At 47.5% G+C, this 18,796-nt stretch carries 15 protein-coding genes; 10 read left to right on the top strand and 5 right to left on the bottom strand.

What is annotated here, in order from left to right; all coding sequences use genetic code 11:
* The first annotated feature begins 186 nt into the window (after positions 1–186).
* The gene (locus GWR21_RS19700; RefSeq protein WP_012788497.1) at positions 187–474 is read left to right on the top strand and encodes a YciI family protein; all 288 of its coding nucleotides are present in this window, start codon (positions 187–189) and stop codon (positions 472–474) included.
* A 60-nt stretch (positions 475–534) separates the two neighbouring features.
* Here the strand turns inward: GWR21_RS19700 and msrB are convergent, their stop codons facing one another.
* Positions 535–1,002, bottom strand: coding sequence for a peptide-methionine (R)-S-oxide reductase MsrB (gene msrB, locus GWR21_RS19695; protein WP_162333403.1), 468 nt, complete (start codon positions 1,000–1,002; stop codon positions 535–537).
* A 331-nt stretch (positions 1,003–1,333) separates the two neighbouring features.
* On the opposite strand from msrB, the gene mutL reads away from it, so the two are divergent.
* Positions 1,334–3,226 (top strand): DNA mismatch repair endonuclease MutL, encoded by a 1,893-nt coding sequence (gene mutL, locus GWR21_RS19690; protein WP_162333402.1) that lies wholly within the window; start codon positions 1,334–1,336, stop codon positions 3,224–3,226.
* Positions 3,227–3,302: 76 nt separating this feature from the next.
* Here mutL and GWR21_RS19685 read toward each other — a convergent pair whose 3' ends face one another.
* The gene (locus tag GWR21_RS19685; RefSeq protein WP_162333401.1) at positions 3,303–4,772 is read right to left on the bottom strand and encodes a gluconokinase; all 1,470 of its coding nucleotides are present in this window, start codon (positions 4,770–4,772) and stop codon (positions 3,303–3,305) included.
* A gap of 104 nt (positions 4,773–4,876) precedes the next feature.
* Between GWR21_RS19685 and GWR21_RS19680 the strand changes: the two genes are divergently transcribed.
* The 5 genes from GWR21_RS19680 (at position 4,877) to GWR21_RS19660 (ending at position 11,320) form a co-directional block, all read left to right on the top strand.
* On the top strand, positions 4,877–6,616 hold the full coding sequence (locus GWR21_RS19680; RefSeq protein WP_162333400.1) for a GMC family oxidoreductase: 1,740 nt from the start codon (positions 4,877–4,879) through the stop codon (positions 6,614–6,616).
* Positions 6,617–6,637: 21 nt separating this feature from the next.
* Entirely contained in the window at positions 6,638–7,324 is a 687-nt protein-coding gene (locus GWR21_RS19675) for a gluconate 2-dehydrogenase subunit 3 family protein (RefSeq protein ID WP_162333399.1), read from the top strand.
* 69 nt (positions 7,325–7,393) lie between these two features.
* Positions 7,394–8,842, top strand: coding sequence for a Gfo/Idh/MocA family protein (locus GWR21_RS19670; RefSeq protein ID WP_162333398.1), 1,449 nt, complete (start codon positions 7,394–7,396; stop codon positions 8,840–8,842).
* 349 nt (positions 8,843–9,191) lie between these two features.
* Positions 9,192–10,565: a carboxypeptidase-like regulatory domain-containing protein gene (locus GWR21_RS19665; RefSeq protein WP_162333397.1), complete on the top strand. Its 1,374-nt coding sequence runs from the start codon at positions 9,192–9,194 to the stop codon at positions 10,563–10,565.
* Between the two features lie 110 nt (positions 10,566–10,675).
* On the top strand, positions 10,676–11,320 hold the full coding sequence (locus GWR21_RS19660; protein WP_162333396.1) for a hypothetical protein: 645 nt from the start codon (positions 10,676–10,678) through the stop codon (positions 11,318–11,320).
* On the opposite strand, the gene GWR21_RS19655 is transcribed toward GWR21_RS19660, so the two are convergent.
* From GWR21_RS19655 to GWR21_RS19645, 3 genes are all read right to left on the bottom strand, one after another.
* Complete coding sequence (locus GWR21_RS19655) at positions 11,321–12,643, bottom strand: D-alanyl-D-alanine carboxypeptidase/D-alanyl-D-alanine-endopeptidase (RefSeq protein ID WP_162333395.1); 1,323 nt, start codon at positions 12,641–12,643, stop codon at positions 11,321–11,323. It lies immediately after the preceding gene.
* A 72-nt stretch (positions 12,644–12,715) separates the two neighbouring features.
* Positions 12,716–14,053 carry a Gfo/Idh/MocA family protein gene (locus tag GWR21_RS19650; protein ID WP_162333394.1) on the bottom strand — a complete coding sequence of 446 codons (1,338 nt, stop codon included), beginning with the start codon at positions 14,051–14,053 and terminating at the stop codon, positions 12,716–12,718.
* A gap of 74 nt (positions 14,054–14,127) precedes the next feature.
* A complete protein-coding gene (locus GWR21_RS19645; RefSeq protein ID WP_162333393.1) occupies positions 14,128–15,096 on the bottom strand; it encodes a formylglycine-generating enzyme family protein in 969 nt (322 codons plus the stop codon).
* 164 nt (positions 15,097–15,260) lie between these two features.
* Between GWR21_RS19645 and GWR21_RS19640 the strand changes: the two genes are divergently transcribed.
* The 3 genes from GWR21_RS19640 to GWR21_RS19630 are packed head-to-tail and all read left to right on the top strand — an operon-like array spanning position 15,261 to position 18,572.
* A complete protein-coding gene (locus GWR21_RS19640; protein ID WP_162333392.1) occupies positions 15,261–16,184 on the top strand; it encodes a hydroxypyruvate isomerase family protein in 924 nt (307 codons plus the stop codon).
* Between the two features lie 49 nt (positions 16,185–16,233).
* Positions 16,234–16,581 (top strand): phage holin family protein, encoded by a 348-nt coding sequence (locus tag GWR21_RS19635; RefSeq protein WP_162333391.1) that lies wholly within the window; start codon positions 16,234–16,236, stop codon positions 16,579–16,581.
* 11 nt (positions 16,582–16,592) lie between these two features.
* Positions 16,593–18,572 (top strand): alpha-ketoacid dehydrogenase subunit alpha/beta, encoded by a 1,980-nt coding sequence (locus GWR21_RS19630; RefSeq protein ID WP_162333390.1) that lies wholly within the window; start codon positions 16,593–16,595, stop codon positions 18,570–18,572.
* The last annotated feature ends 224 nt before the right edge of the window (positions 18,573–18,796 follow it).

Genomic DNA, 18,796 nt, shown 5'->3' with positions numbered 1-18,796 from the left:
TAAATTAACGATTTTATTCATATATTAGCATTTGGAGCATCTAAATCGTGATAGCGGTGAATATTGCGATAAAACATTCATTTCTACACCATTATTATAAAAATAAAAGCTGCAATAGTTTTATACCTTTGTACTTTAGAGAGGTCTCTTTTTCATGATTTTAAATCCTATTATTGAAGTGTTGTTATGTTTTTAATCCTTTTACAATACATCCGTCCGGTAGCTGCTGTAGAACACTACATGGAGCAGCATAGAGCATTCCTTGAGAAGTTCTACAAGAGCGGACAGTTTATACTGGCGGGACGCCGTAAGCCTAAATCAGGGGGATTGATCATTTGTAAGGCCTCAAGCCGCAAAGAAGTAGAGCAAATCATTACTGAAGATCCACTGGATAAATACCAGCTGGCGTTGTATGAGATCATTGAGTTCGAGCCAACATCCTACGTCAACGAGTTACAGTCATATCTTTCCTAATGAAAATGCCTGATTACGTACCGTGGCATTAAGCATGTCCGCAATCAGGCATCAGGTGAACTATTGTCTTCCTGTAAAATTCTTATCGGCTTCCTGCGCTTTGTCAAAATCCAGTATAACGGAATTGATACAGTAACGTAAACCTGTAGGTGGCGGGCCATCGTCAAATACGTGCCCGAGGTGTGCCTTGCAACGGCCACACATGACCTCCGTACGCTGCATGCCATGCGTATTGTCAGGTGCGTAGATCACACTACCTTTTGTGACTGGTTCAAAAAAGCTTGGCCAGCCACAACTGCTTTCGAATTTTGCATCTGATACAAACAGCGGATTACCACAGGCGGCACAATAATACGTCCCCTCTTCCTTGGTATTCCAGTATTTACCGGTAAAAGCCCATTCGGTGCCTTTTTCCCTGGCAATGTTATAAACTTCAGGAGATAAGCGCTCTTTCCATTGATCATTGGTGAGGTTCACTTTGCTGGCATCCGTCCTTGAATATACGTCACTCTTTTTCTGGTCTTCCATAGACTGATTTTTGCGCTCCGCAGATAGGAGCAGTTGCTAACTAATATGGAAAGACTCAAAATTATCAGATTCCAACACTACACCTCTTTAATTAGGCTGGATTAACGTCTTATTAACATCACTATCTTGTGAATAAATTATATTCCAACTCGATAAATAAAGTTACGAACATCGTTTCCCCATCGGTCAGATGCCCGCCTGTATTGACATTCAATTCATTATTCTATAGCAGCTCCCCATTATATGCACATACTATTGTATACTTCTTTACCCCCACTCCCCCAATCAAAGACTAAACTTTGCTAACTTTACAGCAAAAGGCACATAATAAGTGGCGGATATTATTAATCTATTACCAGACAACATAGCCAATCAGATTGCTGCGGGAGAAGTGATTCAGCGGCCGGCTTCAGCGGTCAAAGAACTGCTGGAGAATGCCGTGGACGCAGGCGCGTCGGAAATTCAGCTGATTATCCGGGATGCTGGTAAGGAGTTGGTCCAGGTGATCGATAATGGAAAAGGCATGACAGAAACAGATGCACGTATGTGCTTTGAAAGACATGCAACGTCCAAAATACAAACCATAGACGATCTCTTTTCCATCCGTACCATGGGCTTCCGGGGTGAAGCGCTGGCATCTATTGCCGCCGTTTCCCAGGTGGAACTGAAAACCCGCCAGCGCGGATCAGATATAGGTACTTATATCGAAATCGATAATAGTGCGGTGAAGAAACAGGAAATGTGTCAAACGGCCGAAGGAACCAGCATCGCTATGAAGAACCTATTCTTCAACGTGCCGGCCCGCCGTAACTTCCTGAAAAGCAATGCCGCGGAAATGAGGCATATCGTGGATGAATTCATCCGCGTAGCCATGTCATTCCCACAAATACAGTTTACACTTACCAGTAATACCCAGCAGCTTTTCTACCTGGAAAAGGGCTCCCTTAAACAGCGTATCATCGCTATCCTCGGTCAGCATTATAACTCCAGGATCGTCTCTGTAAAGGAAACGACGGACTATATGAATGTGAACGGCTTCGTAGGTAAACCCGAAACAGCTAAAAAGACCAGAGGTGACCAGTTCTTCTTCGTGAACAACCGCTTTATCAAAAGCCCGTACCTGCACCATGCTATCATGAATGCTTTTGCGGAAATGATACCGGCAGACAGCTACCCGCTGTATGTATTGTTCATAGACGTAGATCCAAGCCATGTGGATATCAACGTCCACCCGACTAAACAGGAGATCAAGTTTGACGACGAAAAACTCATGTACGCCTTCGTACAGTCAGCCGTAAAACATGCACTGGCACAGTTCAACGTCGCTCCTACCCTGGACTTCGGCCTGGATCCAAGCATACAGCAACTGGACGCGATCAGCAAGCCGTTCACCGAACAGCAGCAGGCGCAGTCTGTCAATACCTCCCTTTATAAAAGCTTTACCCAGGCCAATCAGGCCCACGCCATAGATGCCTCCAGCAATCTGAAACACTGGAAAGACCTCTATGACGGCAGTAACGCGAACAGTAATTACGCTTACAGCGATACCGAAACAATGGACAGTCCCGGTGAAGAAGGCTTCACTACCCAGGCCAGCACCATCGAAAGCCGCTCCTCCGCCACCTCTATGATAGATGAAGGCTGGCAGGATACGTCTATCGACCAGAAAGTCCCCGTTCAGGTACATCAGCAATATATCCTGTCTCAGATCAAATCCGGCTTTATCCTGATAGATCAGCAGGCTGCTCATGAACGTATCCTGTATGAACGCTACCAACGCGCCGTACAGGAAACGCCTATGGCTACACAACAAAGCCTTTTCCCGCAAACACTGCAACTCCTGCCGGCCGATGCTGCACTGATCATGGAAATGATCCCGGACCTGCAGATGCTTGGTTACGACCTCGACCCATTCGGTAAAGGCACCTTCGTCGTACGTGGTACGCCTGCCGACATCCAGAGTGGTAACGAACAGGCCAGCATCGAAGGCTTACTGGAACAGTTCAAGAACTTCAGTCATGAACTGAAAGTGCCACGCCGCGAACAACTGATCCGCTCTATGGCTCGCAATAATGCCATCCCCTCCGGTAAATCACTATCTACCAGAGAGATGCAGAACATTATTGATGAATTGTTCGCCTGTGCTATGCCGAATTCTTCCCCGGGAGGAAAATACACTTACATCTCTTTCAAACTGACCGATCTGGCAAAAATGTTCGGATAGGTCACTGATAATGATACTCATAAATAAAATGCCCGGATCAGACCTGATCCGGGCATTTTATTTATGAGTACTGCCATCATAACAAAGGGAATACGTCCTTCAATGCCCCATACAGCTGGCCATAAATGCTATATGCCCGGCTGTATACGGCTGCATGCTCCTCCCTCGGCAGAAACACCTTTTCCTGTGCCGCCGTAAACTGTGTTTCCAGCTGCAATGTCTGAAACCCCAGTAATACCGCTCCCATAGCCGATGCATCACTCTCATTCCGCAGATACATCGGACGCTGAAACACATCTGCCATCAGCTGTACCCATTCGGGAGAATGGGTAAACCCGCCACTTACGGAGATCTTTTCCACTTTCCCAGCTGTTTCCTCCAGTGCTTCTGTAATGCTGAGGAGGCCAAAAGCCATTCCCTCCAGCAATGCCCGCATAAAATGCCAGGTAGTATGTTGCGGCTGTACGCCTATAAAAGCGCCTTTCGCATGCCCATCCCATACCGGGGCACGCTCGCCATGCAGATAAGGCAGACACAACAGCCCCTCCGCCCCTGGCGGTGTGCCCAATGCCTGCTGCAAACCGGCATCTACATGTAATGGCTTTTCTGTCGCTGATTGCAGAAAGGAATCCAGGTACCATTGTAATACCACTCCACCATTATTGATGGCCCCACCTGTCACAAAGTGCCCAGGCGTCAGTACATAGGTAAACAACCTGCCCTGGGCATCTGTCAGCGGTGTTGGAATCGCCATACGTACTGCTCCGCTGGTACCGATAGTAAGCGTAGCATGGCCTTTGCCCAGCGCGTTACTCCCCAGCTGTGCCAGGCATCCATCACTGGCACCCGCTATAAAACGCGTATTCACCGGTATACCCAGTTCCTGGGCAACCTCTTCCAGCAGCCATTCAATGATAGTGTTACTGCTCACCAGTTCGGGCAACTGAGCAGTAGTGATCCCCGCTGCCTCCAGTGAGTCTGCATTCCAGGTAAGCGTATGAATATTAAACAACCCGGTAGCCGAAGCAGTAGAATGATCGGTTATGTACCGGCCGAATAAATGATAGAAGATATACTCTTTGATCCCAATGAAACAGGTCGCCGCCTGGAAGATCTCAGGTGCAGCCTCTTTCCACCAGATGATCTTGCAAAGCGGGGACATCGGATGCACGGGTGTACCACTTTGCTGGTGGAGCTTCGCTGATAAGGCAGTTTTACGTAGCCGGTCCGCCACTGGCTGACTCCGGTTATCCGCCCAGATGATCAGGGGTGTTAATGCCTGTCCCCCCTCACCCATCGCCATAATGCTATGCATTGCAGTGCTGAATGAGATGGCTGCAGGAGGGTCTTTCATAATAGTAGCCACGCTCCTGATACCATTCTTCACTGCCAGCAGTATCACATCGGGATCCTGCTCACTATGGCCGGGTTCCGGTTGCTGGATCGTATATTCCTGCTGTGAATGCGCCATCACCTTCCCATCCTGTCTTACAGCAATTATTTTGGCACTGCTCGTACCCAAATCCACTCCTATTATATATTCCATCACTATATTTTTAGAAATTTCCTTTTATACTTTTTTTGCTATAAACCTTAGAAAATAATTTATAGATTTAAAATCACTTTAGGTCAAATAAATTATCCACGATTATGGCATTTCAGATAAAACAGAAAGGACCAGTCTATGATATTTGCATTGTTGGTTCTGGTGCAGGTGGCGGTATGGCGGCCAAAATACTCTCAGAAGCAGGACTTAAAATAGCCCTCCTGGAAGCAGGACCCAAATATGACCCGGCAGATCCCAACCAAATTACACAATTAAAATGGCCATCCGCTTCTCCCCGCAGAGGTGCCACCACGACCCGTCCCTTCGGCGACTTTGATGCTGCCTACGGCGGATGGGATATTGAAGGCGAACCGTATACTGCCAAAGACGGTACCAAATTCGACTGGTTCCGTTCCAGAATGGTCGGTGGACGTACCAATCACTGGGGACGTATATCACTCCGGTTCGGCCCCAGGGATTTTAAACATAAAAGCTATGATGGTCTCGGCGATGACTGGCCTATCAGTTACGAGGACGTTGCGCCTTATTATGACCGTGTAGATAAAATGATCGGTGTATTTGGTACCCGTGAGGGAATGCCTAATGAGCCGGATGGCTTCTTCCTCCCTCCTCCTAAACCGAGGCTGCATGAACTAATGCTGAAAAAGGCGGGAGATAAGCTGAAGATCCCGGTTATCACCTCGCGTATGTCTATGCTGACACGCCCTGTCAACAAGGACCGTGGTGCCTGTTTCTTTTGCGGGCAGTGTAACCGTGGGTGTCAGGTATATGCAGATTTCTCCTCCTCTTCCGTACTGGTGAAGCCAGCTATGAAAAGCGGACACGTAGATCTTTACGACAATGCCATGGCCAGGGAGGTATTGACCGACAAAGAAGGCAAAGCTACCGGTGTAGCCTATGTAGATAAAACAGACCTGCAGGAGTATGTAGTCAATGCAAAAGTGATCGTGCTTGCTGCCAGTGCCTGTGAATCAGCCAGATTACTGCTGAACTCAAAATCAGCCCGTTTCCCCAATGGATTAGCCAATTCAAGCGGCGTAGTAGGTAAATACCTGCATGATTCTACCGGCTCATCCAGGGCGGCTTTCATGCCACAGCTGATGGGCCGTAAGCGCTACAATGAAGATGGCGTAGGCGGCATGCATATGTACGTTCCATGGTGGGAAGACAATAAGAAACTCGACTTCGCAAGAGGATATCATATCGAATTCGGTGGAGGCATGCGTATGCCTACATACGGCGGCTTTACCGGTATAGAACGCCTGAATGGGAAGTACCCCGGCGCTGATGGTAAATCTAAAGCAGCTGGTGGATATGGCCTCGCACTGAAAGAAGACTACCGTCACTTTTATGGTGCTACCATAGGCATGGCCGGTAGAGGAGAATGTATTGCCCGTGAGGATAACTACTGTGAAATAGATCCGAAAGTGGTGGATAAATGGGGCATTCCTGTATTACGTTTCAACTATACCTGGAGCGATCATGAGATCAAACAGGCGAAACATATGCAGGATACTTTCGAACAACTGATCCATGAACTGGGCGGTGTACCATTAGGCACAAAACCTGGCGCGGAAACCATGTACGGACTTGAAACTCCCGGCAGGATCATTCACGAAGTGGGTACCACGCGTATGGGAGATGATCCGAAAAGGTCTGTGCTCAATAAACATAATCAGGCACATGATGTGAAGAACCTGTTTGTGGTTGACGGCGGCCCATTCGTATCACAGGCGGATAAAAACCCTACCTGGACCATCCTCGCCCTGTCACTCCGTGCATCGGAATTCATTATGGGAGAGTTGAAAAAGCAAAACCTTTAATCACACCTCAATTCATTATATATGGACAGAAGGGAATCGCTCAAAGCGTTAACTATAGGCTCTTTCTCAGTCGGCACCATACTGACCGCCTGTAATGATAAAACGCCTGCCGCCAAAGAAAAAGGAACCGGAGATAAACTGCCGGGGTATGGTCGTACAGAACCGGAAGCAGCCAGGGACGCCGCCTTAATGGCCGAGACTTTCTTTACGGCAGCAGAAATGAAAACGATTACGGTACTCACCGATATTATTATTCCGGCTGATGAACACTCCGGCAGCGCTTCTGAAGCCAAAGTGCCTGCCTTTATAGAGTTTATGGCCAAAGACCAGCCACAGTTCAAACTGCCATTACGCGGTGGACTACGCTGGCTGGATGTACAGTGCATGAAACGGTACAATAACGGGTTCACGGATTGTACACCACAACAGCAACTGGAACTGGTAGACCAGATCGCGTATCCGGAGCAGGCAAAGCCAGAAATGAGTCAGGGCGTTGCTTTCTTTAGTCTGATGCGCGACCTTACTGCCAACGGCTTTTTCACCAGTGACATGGGTATTAAAGACATCGGGTACAAAGGTAATGTAGCGAATGAATGGGATGGCGTTCCGGCAGATGTGCTGCAACAATACGGACTGGCTTACGATGAAAAGCTGCTGCCACAGTATTTAAAAATGGAAGACAGAGGCAAGATCATGACCTGGGATTAAGCCACATATCAATAATAACAGGCATTTTCTCTCATTTTCTTTTATATTGATCGATAAATATTGTTACATATGGTCCAGGAAAAAAACAATCAGGGAAGTCATGAATCCCGTAGATCATTTCTAAAGAACGGCGCACTTGCTGCTGCCGGCTTTATGATCGTTCCACGTCACGTTTTAGGAGGTAAAGGTTTTATCGCACCAAGTGATCGCCTACGCGTAGCAGGTATCGGTGTGGGAGGTAAAGGAGAAAGCGATCTGTCTGAAATCGCAAAAGGTCCGGCTGATATTACGTACCTGTGCGATGTAGATACCCGCAGAGCAGCCGCTTCTGTAGCCCGTTTCCCCAAAGCTAAATTCTACAAAGACTTCAGGGAAATGCTCGACAAAGAGCACAAACATATTGATGCGGTAACCGTTTCTACACCCGATCATCAGCACGCAGTAGCCGCTATGGCCGCTATGCAGCTGGGAAAACACGTATACGTGCAGAAACCACTCACACATGATATTTTTGAAGCACGTGCACTGACTGCTGCCGCCCAGAAACATAAAGTAGTTACTCAGATGGGTAACCAGGGTGCTTCCGGTGATGGTGTACGCCAGATGATGGAATGGTACAATGCCGGCCTGATCGGTGATGTGCATACCGTTTATTGCTGGACTGACCGTCCGGTATGGCCGCAGGGTATTCCGTGGTCCAGCATGAAAGCGGACATCCCTAAAGAGCTGGATTGGAACCTGTGGTTAGGTACTGCCCCTTACAAAGATTACATTGACAAGCTGGTTCCATTCAACTGGCGTGGCTGGTGGGATTATGGTACTGGTGCCCTGGGTGATATGGGCTGTCATATCATCGAACCTCCTTTCCGCATACTCGGACTGGGTTATCCTAAGTCCGTAGAATGTAGCGTTGGTAGCGTGTATGTAGATGAATTTAAACGCGGCTACTTCCCGGAAAGCTGTCCTCCATCTTCGCACGTTATCCTCAAATTTGATGGTAAGAACGGTAAGGAAATCACCCTTCACTGGATGGACGGTGGTATTCAGCCGGAGCGTCCGGAAGAACTTGGCCCTAACGAAGTTATGGGCGATGGTGGCAACGGCGCTATCCTGATCGGAGATAAAGGTAAAATGATGTGTGGTACCTATGGTAGAGATCCTCAGCTGTTACCTACCAGCAAGACCAAACAAACGAACACGCCGCAGACCATTGCCCGTGTACCGGAAGGTCACTATGTGCAGTGGGTAAATGCAGCAATCGCTGGTTTCAATAGTCCGAAAGACAAGTTGATCAGCTCTCCGTTCTCTATTGCTGGTCCGCTGACAGAAACCTTGCTCATGGCGAACCTGGCTATCAGAAGCTTCGATATCAAGAAGGAAAAAGATGGTCACACCAGCTTCCCCGGCCGTTATATCAAACTGCTCTGGGATAGCAAGCAGATGAAGATCACTAACTTCGACGATGCGAACCAGTTTGTGAAGAGAACCTACCGCGAAGGCTGGAGCCTGGGGGTATAAGTCTGAAAGTTATATCCATATTTAATAGGAAAGGGTATCAAAACGCGTTTGATACCCTTTCCTATTTTTAATGCCCTGAAGTTGGCTAAATAAGCTTACTACAATGACACTATAAGGTCACCATAAGGGCACTTCAATATCCAGGGGATATTGAAGTGCCCTCGAAGTGCCCTTATGGTGACGTATTAATACTCACTAAGTAAGAAGATCAGGCGCCGTTTTGACACCAGGCAGAGGTATATGAACAGGAAGCCTCATTACTTTGTACAGATCACGTTTTTCTTTGTTAACCAGCTATTTAAGCACTATATTTACTATAACGATCATTAATCCCCATCCACTAGTCCATATGCATTTGTTAAGATTGTCCCCGGTGCTGCTCGTATGTCTGTTATTGTTGGCAACAGGCGCCTGTAAGAAAGAAAAATCCTGGGAAGGAACACCTCCTGAGACAGAAGAACCACCTGCCCAGACGGTTACCACCAGTATACAGGGACGTGTACTGAATGAACAGCGGCAACCTGTGCAGGCAGCAAGGGTTTCCGGAGGCGGTACTACAGCCGTTACGGACGTCAATGGTTACTTCCTGTTGCAAAACATCCGCTCTCTGGATGATGCAACTGTTGTCTCCGTAGAAAAGGCCGGCTACTTTAAGAGCTCACGTACGCTCATGGTACGGGAGGAACAACTGCACTATATACAGCTGGAACTGCTGCTGCAAAATGAAACACCTGTTAACAATAGTACTGGTGACATCATTCCTTTTCCGGAAGGCACGCTTACCTTTCCAGCCAATAGCGTAGTAACTGCTGGAAGTCAGCCGTATGGCGGCCAGGTTACTGTGCGTTCCATCTATGTCAATCCGGAAAACAGCACTTTTTCCGACCAGATGCCTGGCGATCTCCGGGGTATTAATGACCAGGGGAAACAGGTATTGCTACGGCCATTCAGTATGATCGTTTTTCAGCTGGAAGACGATGGTGGAACGGCTTTATTGGTGGATCCCACAAAGCCGGTTAGCTTCCGTATTATGATTCCAGGCAGCCTGTTAAGCAGTGCGCCTAATGAAATTCCGCTGTGGCATTTTGATACAGGCACGGGACTGTGGCAGCAGGAAGGTACCGCCACACGGGAGGGCAATGACTACGCAGCTACGGCCAATAAACCGGGCTACTGGCTATGTGCCACTACCCTGCCTCAGATTGTATTGACCGCACTGGTAAAAGATCAGGAAGGTAATCCTGTACCTAATCTCAGGATCACTATCCTCACCAAACAGGATCTTGTTCCGGCATTTGCCTTCACTGCCGGAGACGGCATCTACTATGGCAAGGTGCCTTCTGGTAAGCCGCTGATATTGACAGTCACTGACAACTGCGATAACGTCCTGCGACAGCAGGAAATAGGTCCACTCAATACCAGTAGCGCTATAGACAATATCAGTGTCACGTTGCCAGCATCTACCTCACTGATCGTCAAAGGGACGGCAAAGGACTGCGACAACTTCAATGTGGTGACCGGGAGGGTGATCATTAATATCGACGGACAAAACTATGCGGCCAGCATTGCGCTTGGCAAGTTCAATACAACAATTGTCAGGTGTGATAACGCAGCGGTTAATATTACCCTTACCGCTACAGACGACCGGACAGGAAAAACATCTGCCATGACCACCAACGCAAGCAGTGGAACGATCACTCCGAACATCGTGGTATGTGATTAAATAAATATGATATTCAATATTTTAAAATAAGTCCCGGGAAAGTTTTATTACATTTACTGGTATAGGGTCCTATACCCCCTATTTTTTATTCCTAACTATTACGTCCATCTATGCCATACAAATTACTGTCTCTTTTAGGGGCTGTGAGTCTTATTGCTGCCTATGCCTGTCGTAAAGAGAAAAGCCTTGAAACACTGGAAAAAACCACTCCCTGTAGCTATTCCCCCTATACCGTCGGTTCTTCCTTTACCTATCAATACGTCAGCAGTGTGGGCGACAGTTCCCAATACACACTGACAGTAAGAGCAGATACTGCCATCGAAGGCCGTAAATATGCGATCCTGCATGATGGGTATAACGACCAGTTCCTGCGCTGTGATAACGGGAATTACTATCTGTACGAGCGGGCAATGTCTTTACCTGATTATGAATTGAAAGCAGGAGACAGACTGTTTCTGCACGATGATTATCCCGCAGGGGCAACCTGGAACGATACCGTGTATACGACCGTAAGCGGCCTCTCACAGCTCAACTTATTACAGTACCGCGTCCTTGAGCGGAATGTCACAAGAATTGTACTGGGAAAGACCTACCGTGACGTGATCGTGGTCAAACAGGATGCGGCGATCATCGTTGGGGAAACGACGCATCCTGTCGGGACAATAGCGACCTATTACTATGCACCGGGTGTGGGGTATATTGAAACGGCATCCGCAACAGATGGCGTTAAGCTGGTAAAGTATACGATACGGTAGTTAGTATTTCTCCCAGATCTGTGTGAGGAAGCTTTCTACACTGCGCCGGACCGCCGTAGCACTGTTATTGTGGTTATTTACAAGTACACTGAAGATCAGTGTTTTATTTTTCTTTGTAACCAGGTAGCCGCTCAATGCCACACATCCTGACAGCGTACCTGTTTTGGCGTGCACGAACTGCTGTTTATAGTAGTTTTTCAGTGTGCCTTTTCCACCTGTTGGAAATAGTGCGTATAGTCGTTCTGAAGGATATGTTTTATACATATCAGCTAACACACTTACAAAGTCTCTCGGTGTAAAAAGATTATAGCGGGATAGCCCTGAGCCGTCCACCCATTTAGGAGAATCGGGCAGGTTAGCCAGATAGCTCTTTTGCATGAAAGCAATGGTGCGGGCAGTACTGATCGTATCCCATAACAAAGCAGAACACATCATTAATGTCTGTTCAGCAAAGAAGTTATCACTACGATGCATCATTGGCAGAAAGAGAGAGTCTACGGGAATACCTTTCAGCAAAGAAAATGGCTGATCCGTACCAGGTATACCTGGTGCTGCCACTGTCACTGATTTATGTAAAGTATCCTGTAAGCGACCAGTCAGGTCAGTTGTATTACCGGTCACAAATGGCACCTCTCCTGTCTGTATGCTCCAGTCTTTCCCGTTATATGCTACAGCAAACCGGTTACTATGTTCTTCTCTTTCTATGAGCAGTTCTTTCAATGTATCGTCCCTGCGCACGGAGAGATGCAGTGAATCATTAAACATCCGTGGGGAGATGGTTGTGGTATCGCGCTGATGGCGCACCCAGGCGACATTACCATATATAGGCCATTCGTTCAGTTCCGGTTGATAGTAATCGGCATAATCACTCCATGCCCATCCACTTCCGAAGCGTTTATTTTCATTGACAGCAGGTACGACAACGATGGGCTGTTTTGACTGCAGTAACAGGTCCCAGGCGGGTTGTACTTTATAGTCAGGATGCAGGAAAGCAGGATCTGCGGTTCCTTTTACGTATAAGACAGTGTCCGTCAGGAGATAGCGCAAGGCCGGCAGGGAATCGCCCAATAAACGCAGACCGGTGTATAAAGAGAAGATCTTTGTATTGGATGCCGGGGTAAAATAGTGATCATCCTGGTAGCTGTACCAGTACCTGCCAGTAGCCGGTTCATAAATACTGATACCGGTATGTGCTTTCTTCAGCGCTGCACTTGAGAGCAGCTCTTCTTCCGCCCATTTCTTTATCGGACCAAATTGTGCGAAGGTCTCAGATGTAATGGAAAACAGCAGACATCCTAATAAAACAATCCTGAATGATCTCATAAACTTCCTTATAAAGCGAAGGCTCCATAAAGGAGCCTTCAACATTTTAAATAGTGTCTAATATACAGCGACTTAGCTAAAATATCTAGTGATACCTGGCTTAGCATATGCATAATTGCCCTGTGCATCCGGCACGATCGGCGGAGCTGCGTCAAATGCGTATTTAGCAGGTTGCAGGTTCAGGCCGGAATTTAATGCTTTGTCGAATGCAATAGTCTGACCGGAGTAAGTGGCCAGTCGGCCGATAATGGCCGTCAGGGTAGTCTTTGCAGCCCTTTCTGCATCATGGAACTTATATTCTCCTTTCGCAATGGCGGCAAACAGCTCATCATGTTCTGCCTGGTAAGGCTGATTTTCGTTTTTCCTGTCAAACTGATACAGCACTTTTCCCTTGTGATCTTTGATCACACCTTTATCCATGATCATGCGGCCCTTGACACCCACAATCTCTTCATCTACACGGCTGTCGGCATCTTTCCAGTGACGGCACTGGCTGTTCATTACTACACCATTACCATAGCGGTATTCAACATAGTGATGGTCATAGATCTCTCCGAATTCTTTACCGGTACGTACAGCGCGGCCGCCCATACCGACAGCGGTCACCGGATAGTCATTCATGAACCAGTTACCCACATCAATATTGTGAATATGCTGCTCTACAATATGATCGCCACACAACCAATTGAAATAATACCAGTTACGCATCTGGTATTCCATTTCGGTGTATTCAGGTTTACGTGGTTTTACCCACAGGGCACCCTGGTTCCACCATACCTGCATAGATACGATATCGCCAATGATACCATCCTGGAAACGCTTGTATAATTCACGGTAGGAAGTCTGATACCGGCGTTGCAATCCTACTACGACGTTCAGTTTCTTAGACTTGGCTACTTCTGCGGCTTCGAGTACTTTCTTTATACCGGCAGGATCAGTAGCAACGGGTTTCTCCATGAATACATGTTTACCCTGTTTGATCGCCTCTTCAAAATGAACGGGACGGAAACCCGGAGGTGTAGCGAGGATCACTACATCCGCCAGTGCGATCGCTTTCTGATAAGCGTCAAACCCAACGAATTTGTGTTCTTCTTTTACATTCAGCTTTCCTGGCTTATCGCCTACTTCTCCTTTAATATCGTTGTAGCTGTTGTTCAGTCTATCAGCGAAAGCATCCGCCATCGCAACCAGCTGTACATTTTCTTTCGTGCTCAGGGCCTGAACAGCAGCGCCGGTACCTCGTCCGCCGCAGCCTATAAGAGCGATCTTAATAACATCGCCTGCACCTGAAAAGAAGTTAGCCTGAGAAAGCATCGGCATTGTCAGCAGGCCGCCTGCGAGTAGTGAAGACTCTTTTACGAAGTCCCTGCGGGACTTACCGTGGAATTGATTCAGTTCTTCCTGTTGCATGATAGATGGTTTTTTATGTGTTAGTCGGGGAATTTTTATGAACCTGTAATATCCAGCGATGGGCTGTGTGTTAATTATCTTGCGCCTTTATATTGATCTACTACTTCTTCGAAGAAACGTTCTGCTTCTTCCTTGCTCGGCTGTTGTTGCGGGCGTACTAACCGAAAGCCTACAAAAGGAGCATCTGCATTCCACCAGTAGCTCTTAGGGATCTGAGGATCTCTGCGGTTCCAGTTAGGATCAGATTTTAGCCGGCTTGCGCTACGCAGTGCAACTGCCTCATCTCGGTAGTTACCACCTTTGATCGTACGAGGTGTTTTAGATGTTGGTTTGATCCATGGATCATTCTCAGCTGCGTGTGATAGATACTGCTCGTCGTATTGATCAAGCGTCCATTCCGCCACATTGCCAAGCATATCATACAATCCCCAGGCATTCGGTTTCAGTTCTCCAACTTTATGGTACTTATTATCGCTGTTACCGGCATACCAGGCGTATTCTTTTAACTGAGCGGCATTGTTCCCGAAGGGATAAGCGGTTGTCGCGCCAGCGCGGCAGGCATATTCCCACTCTGCTTCAGTTGGCAGACGGTAGAATACCCCTGTCTTGGCGTAAAGCCATTTACAATACATCAGGGCACCGTACTGGCTCATACTATTTGCCGGATAGCCTCCTACTTTTCCCATACCAAGCGTCAGGTCAATATATGGAGGACTAGGGCGGGTCATCCCATCCGGGATAGGAGTTTTATCCTTCTCGGGGTCAGAATAAACATCATACTGTTCAAAGGTAACCTCATATGCACTCATCCAGAATGCATTGATTTTCACTTTTTTCTGAGGACCTTCGTCCGTATTCCGACCTTTTTCTCCGGCAGGGCTTCCCAGTGTAACTTCCCCGGCGGGGATGGGTACCATTTTAAAAGTAAAGTCTGTTCCAGGCAACTTTTCTTCATAAGCAGCAAACGGCTGGGAGGGTTCCTGTGCGAATGCCGGACCAGCCAGCAAGCTCCCCAGCGACAACGCCAGTATTCTGTTTTTCATAACACGTCTTAAAAGATAATACCTGTGAATTTATTAAATCAAAACTTGGGATGCAACGTTTTTTCCATGAATGAGCGTAATAAATACACATTCATGTCTTCCCCCTTGCACCGGAATCAAAAAGCGATTACATTTAGTTTTCATGCAATCAACCCTTTAACGTTATGGAAAGAAGAAAATTCCTTCAGCAAGGAACCCTTGCAGGTCTCTCCACACTGGCATTAGGCTCGACAGCCACTGCGATGCATTGTGCTACAGAGAATGAACACGCTGGTAAGACATTCAACCTGAACTACGCCCCCCACGACGGTATGTTTAAGAACAGCGCAGGCGCTGGTTTCCTTGACCAGATCCAGTTTATGTACGATCAGGGCTTCCGTGCCATTGAAGACAATGGCCTGATGAAAAGAGACCCGGCAGAACAGGAGAAGATCGGTAAACTGCTCAGCAAACTGGGCATGCAGATGGGGGTGTTTGTTATTGATGGCGGCGACAACTGGAAAGTTTCCCTGACATCCGGTAAACAGGAGTTCAAAGATGCCTTTGTGAAGGAGTGTAAGCGGGCACTGGAAACAGCGAAACGGGTCAATGCCAAATGGGCGACGGTCGTACCTGGCTATTTTGAGCGCAACCTGCCTATCGGTGTGCAAACGGCTCATGTCATCGAAGCGTTCCGTATGGGAGCGAACGTACTGGAAAAAGAAGGGTTGGTAATGGTGATGGAACCATTGAGTGACAACCCGGACCTGTTCCTCCGTACAGCAGAACAGAGTTATGGCATCTGTAAAGCGGTGAACAGCCCTAGCTGTAAGATCCTTTACGACATCTATCATATGCAGCGTAATACAGGCAATCTGATTCCGGTAATGGAAATGTGCTGGGATGAAATTGCCTATATACAGATCGGCGACAACCCTGGGCGTAAAGAACCGACCAGTGGAGAGATCAACTATAAGAACATTTTCAAGCACCTCCACAAGAAAGGTTTCAAGGGAATACTGGGTATGGAGCATGGGAATGCTTATCCGGGTAAAGAGGGGGAACAGGCGCTGATAAAGGCTTACAGAGAAAGCGATGATTTTCTGTGATCAGGCATGACTTCAATTTTCAGTATCTTCCCTGAAAAATTGACTCCCCATGAACATTATAATCAGGTTGCTTGTCACTGCCCTGGCAGCAATGGTCACAGCATACATTTTGCCTGGTGTTCACCTTCCGGATTTCAAGACTGCGCTTATACTCGCACTGGTATTGGCTATCTTGAACCTGCTGGTCAAACCTGTCCTGATATTACTGACACTCCCCGTAACAGTGATCACTTTGGGTTTGTTCCTGCTTGTTATTAATGCCGTGATCATTCTGCTGGCAGCTAACCTGGTGGATAGATTTGAGGTGGATGGCTTCTTCTGGGCGCTGCTATTCAGTATTGTCCTGTCTGTTATCAATAGTATCATGCATGGCATTGCAGGAGGAGAAAAAGATTGAGTTTTTATACCATGTACTTTGAACGTGCACATATCAGTGATGAAGAACTGCTGAGTTTTTACAAACAGCTGCTTTATCCCCGGATGGTAGAAGAAAAGATGCTTTTACTGCTCCGCCAGGGCAAAGTAAGCAAATGGTTTTCGGGCATCGGCCAGGAAGCCATAGCAGTTGGCGCCACATTAGCGTTGGATAAAGACGAATGGATACTCCCACTTCATCGTAATCTGGGGGTATTCACAGGCAGAAAAATGCCCCTGCAGCAATTGTTTCATCAATGGCAGGGCAGCCCGCTGGGGTTCAGTAAAGGACGGGAACGATCCTTTCACTTTGGCAGCCGGCAGCACCATATATGTGGCATGATCTCTCACCTGGGGCCTCAGCTATCTATTGCGGATGGCATTTCCCTGGCACATAAACTAAGAAAAGAAAATAAGGTCTCCCTCGCTTTTACCGGCGAGGGAGGCACCAGTGAAGGCGAATTTCATGAAGCCCTCAATGTAGCAGCGGTGTGGGGCCTTCCTGTCATATTCCTCATAGAGAACAACGGCTATGGCCTGAGTACCCCCGTCGAAGAACAATACCGCTGTGAACAACTGGTGCAGCGAGCCGCGGGTTATGGCATGCGTGGTATGCGCATCAACGGGAACAATCTCCTGGAAGTTTACCATGCTGTCAAAGAAGCGAAAGGACATGCGCTGAACGAACAGCAACCAGTCCTGATCGAGGCGATGACCTTCCGCATGCGTGGTCATGAAGAAGCGAGTGGTACCAAATATGTACCGCCTGCCTTACTGGAAGAATGGGCGAAACAGGATCCTATCCGTCATTTCGAGGGGTTCCTGCAGTACCTCCATCTCCTGGACACTGAAAAGATCAGTGAAATCAGAAATACACTGAAATATGAGATAGAAAAGGATATCAATGAGGCATTATCTGCCACCTCTCCCGCTGTATCTATAGCAGATGAATTACAGGATATCTATGCACCAGCACCATCGGCAGTTCCACCACCGGTCACAACTCCGGTAGCTGAGAAAAGATTTATAAATGCCATCTCAGAAGGCCTTCGTCAGGCACTGGAGCGATATCCTAACCTTATCTTCATGGGGCAGGATATAGCAGCATATGGAGGTGCATTTAAAATAACAGAAGGCTTCTCCGATACATTTGGTAAAGAAAGGATCAGAAATACGCCCCTTTGTGAAAGCGCTATTGTTGGCGCAGGACTGGGATTATCTATCATGGGGTATAAAAGCATGGTAGAAATGCAGTTTGGTGACTTTGTCACCTGTGGATTCAATCAGATCGTTAATAATCTGGCTAAGATCCATTACCGCTGGGGTCAGAATGCAGATGTAGTGATACGGCTCCCGGCAGGAGCAGGCGTAGGTGCCGGACCATTCCATTCCCAGAGCAATGAAGCATGGTTCACGCATGTACCGGGGTTAAAAGTAGTGTACCCCGCAACACCAGCAGATGCGAAGGGATTACTACTGGCTGCTTTTGCAGATCCGAACCCGGTACTCTATTTCGAGCATAAAGCGTTATACCGTAGTATCAGCGGACCAGTACCTGAGGAATGGTATACGATTGAGATCGGGAAAGCCAATATTATACAAAGCGGAGATGATATCAGTATCATCACTTATGGTAGTGGCGTACACTGGGCGCTGGAGTATGCACAGCAACATCCGGAGCAGTCATCATACATCCTTGACCTCCGTACTTTACAGCCACTGGACTATGACGCTATCAGGACCGCAGTAGCCGCAACAGGAAAAGTATTGATCTTACATGAAGATACCCTGACGGGCGGACTGGGTGCAGAGATCAGCGCCTGGATAGCAGAGCATTGCTTTACCTCACTGGACGCACCGGTGATGCGTTGTGCCGGATTGGACACACCGGTACCGTTTGCTGCTGAGCTGGAGAAAAATTTCCTGGCGAAAACACGTATGCATCAATGCATACAGCAACTGCTTAGTTATTAGGCGGCTGTCTATGTTGGGATTTTTAAAGAGAATGCGCTAACTTGCAGCCCAGACCAATAAACATTTTTTTTATGTTGCTTGAAGTAATCAATAACGTAGAGACTACAGACTTTTACAGAGCCGGAGATAAAGTTGCTCACATATTGACTTATGTTGTGATCATTCTTTTCACATTAATGTTCCTCTACGCGGCTATAAAATACGCTAAGCGCTAGTATTCAACA

This window comes from Chitinophaga agri (assembly GCF_010093065.1).
In the GTDB taxonomy this organism is placed as follows: Bacteria; Bacteroidota; Bacteroidia; order Chitinophagales; family Chitinophagaceae; genus Chitinophaga; species Chitinophaga agri.
This window is presented reverse-complemented; position numbering and strand designations above follow the sequence as displayed.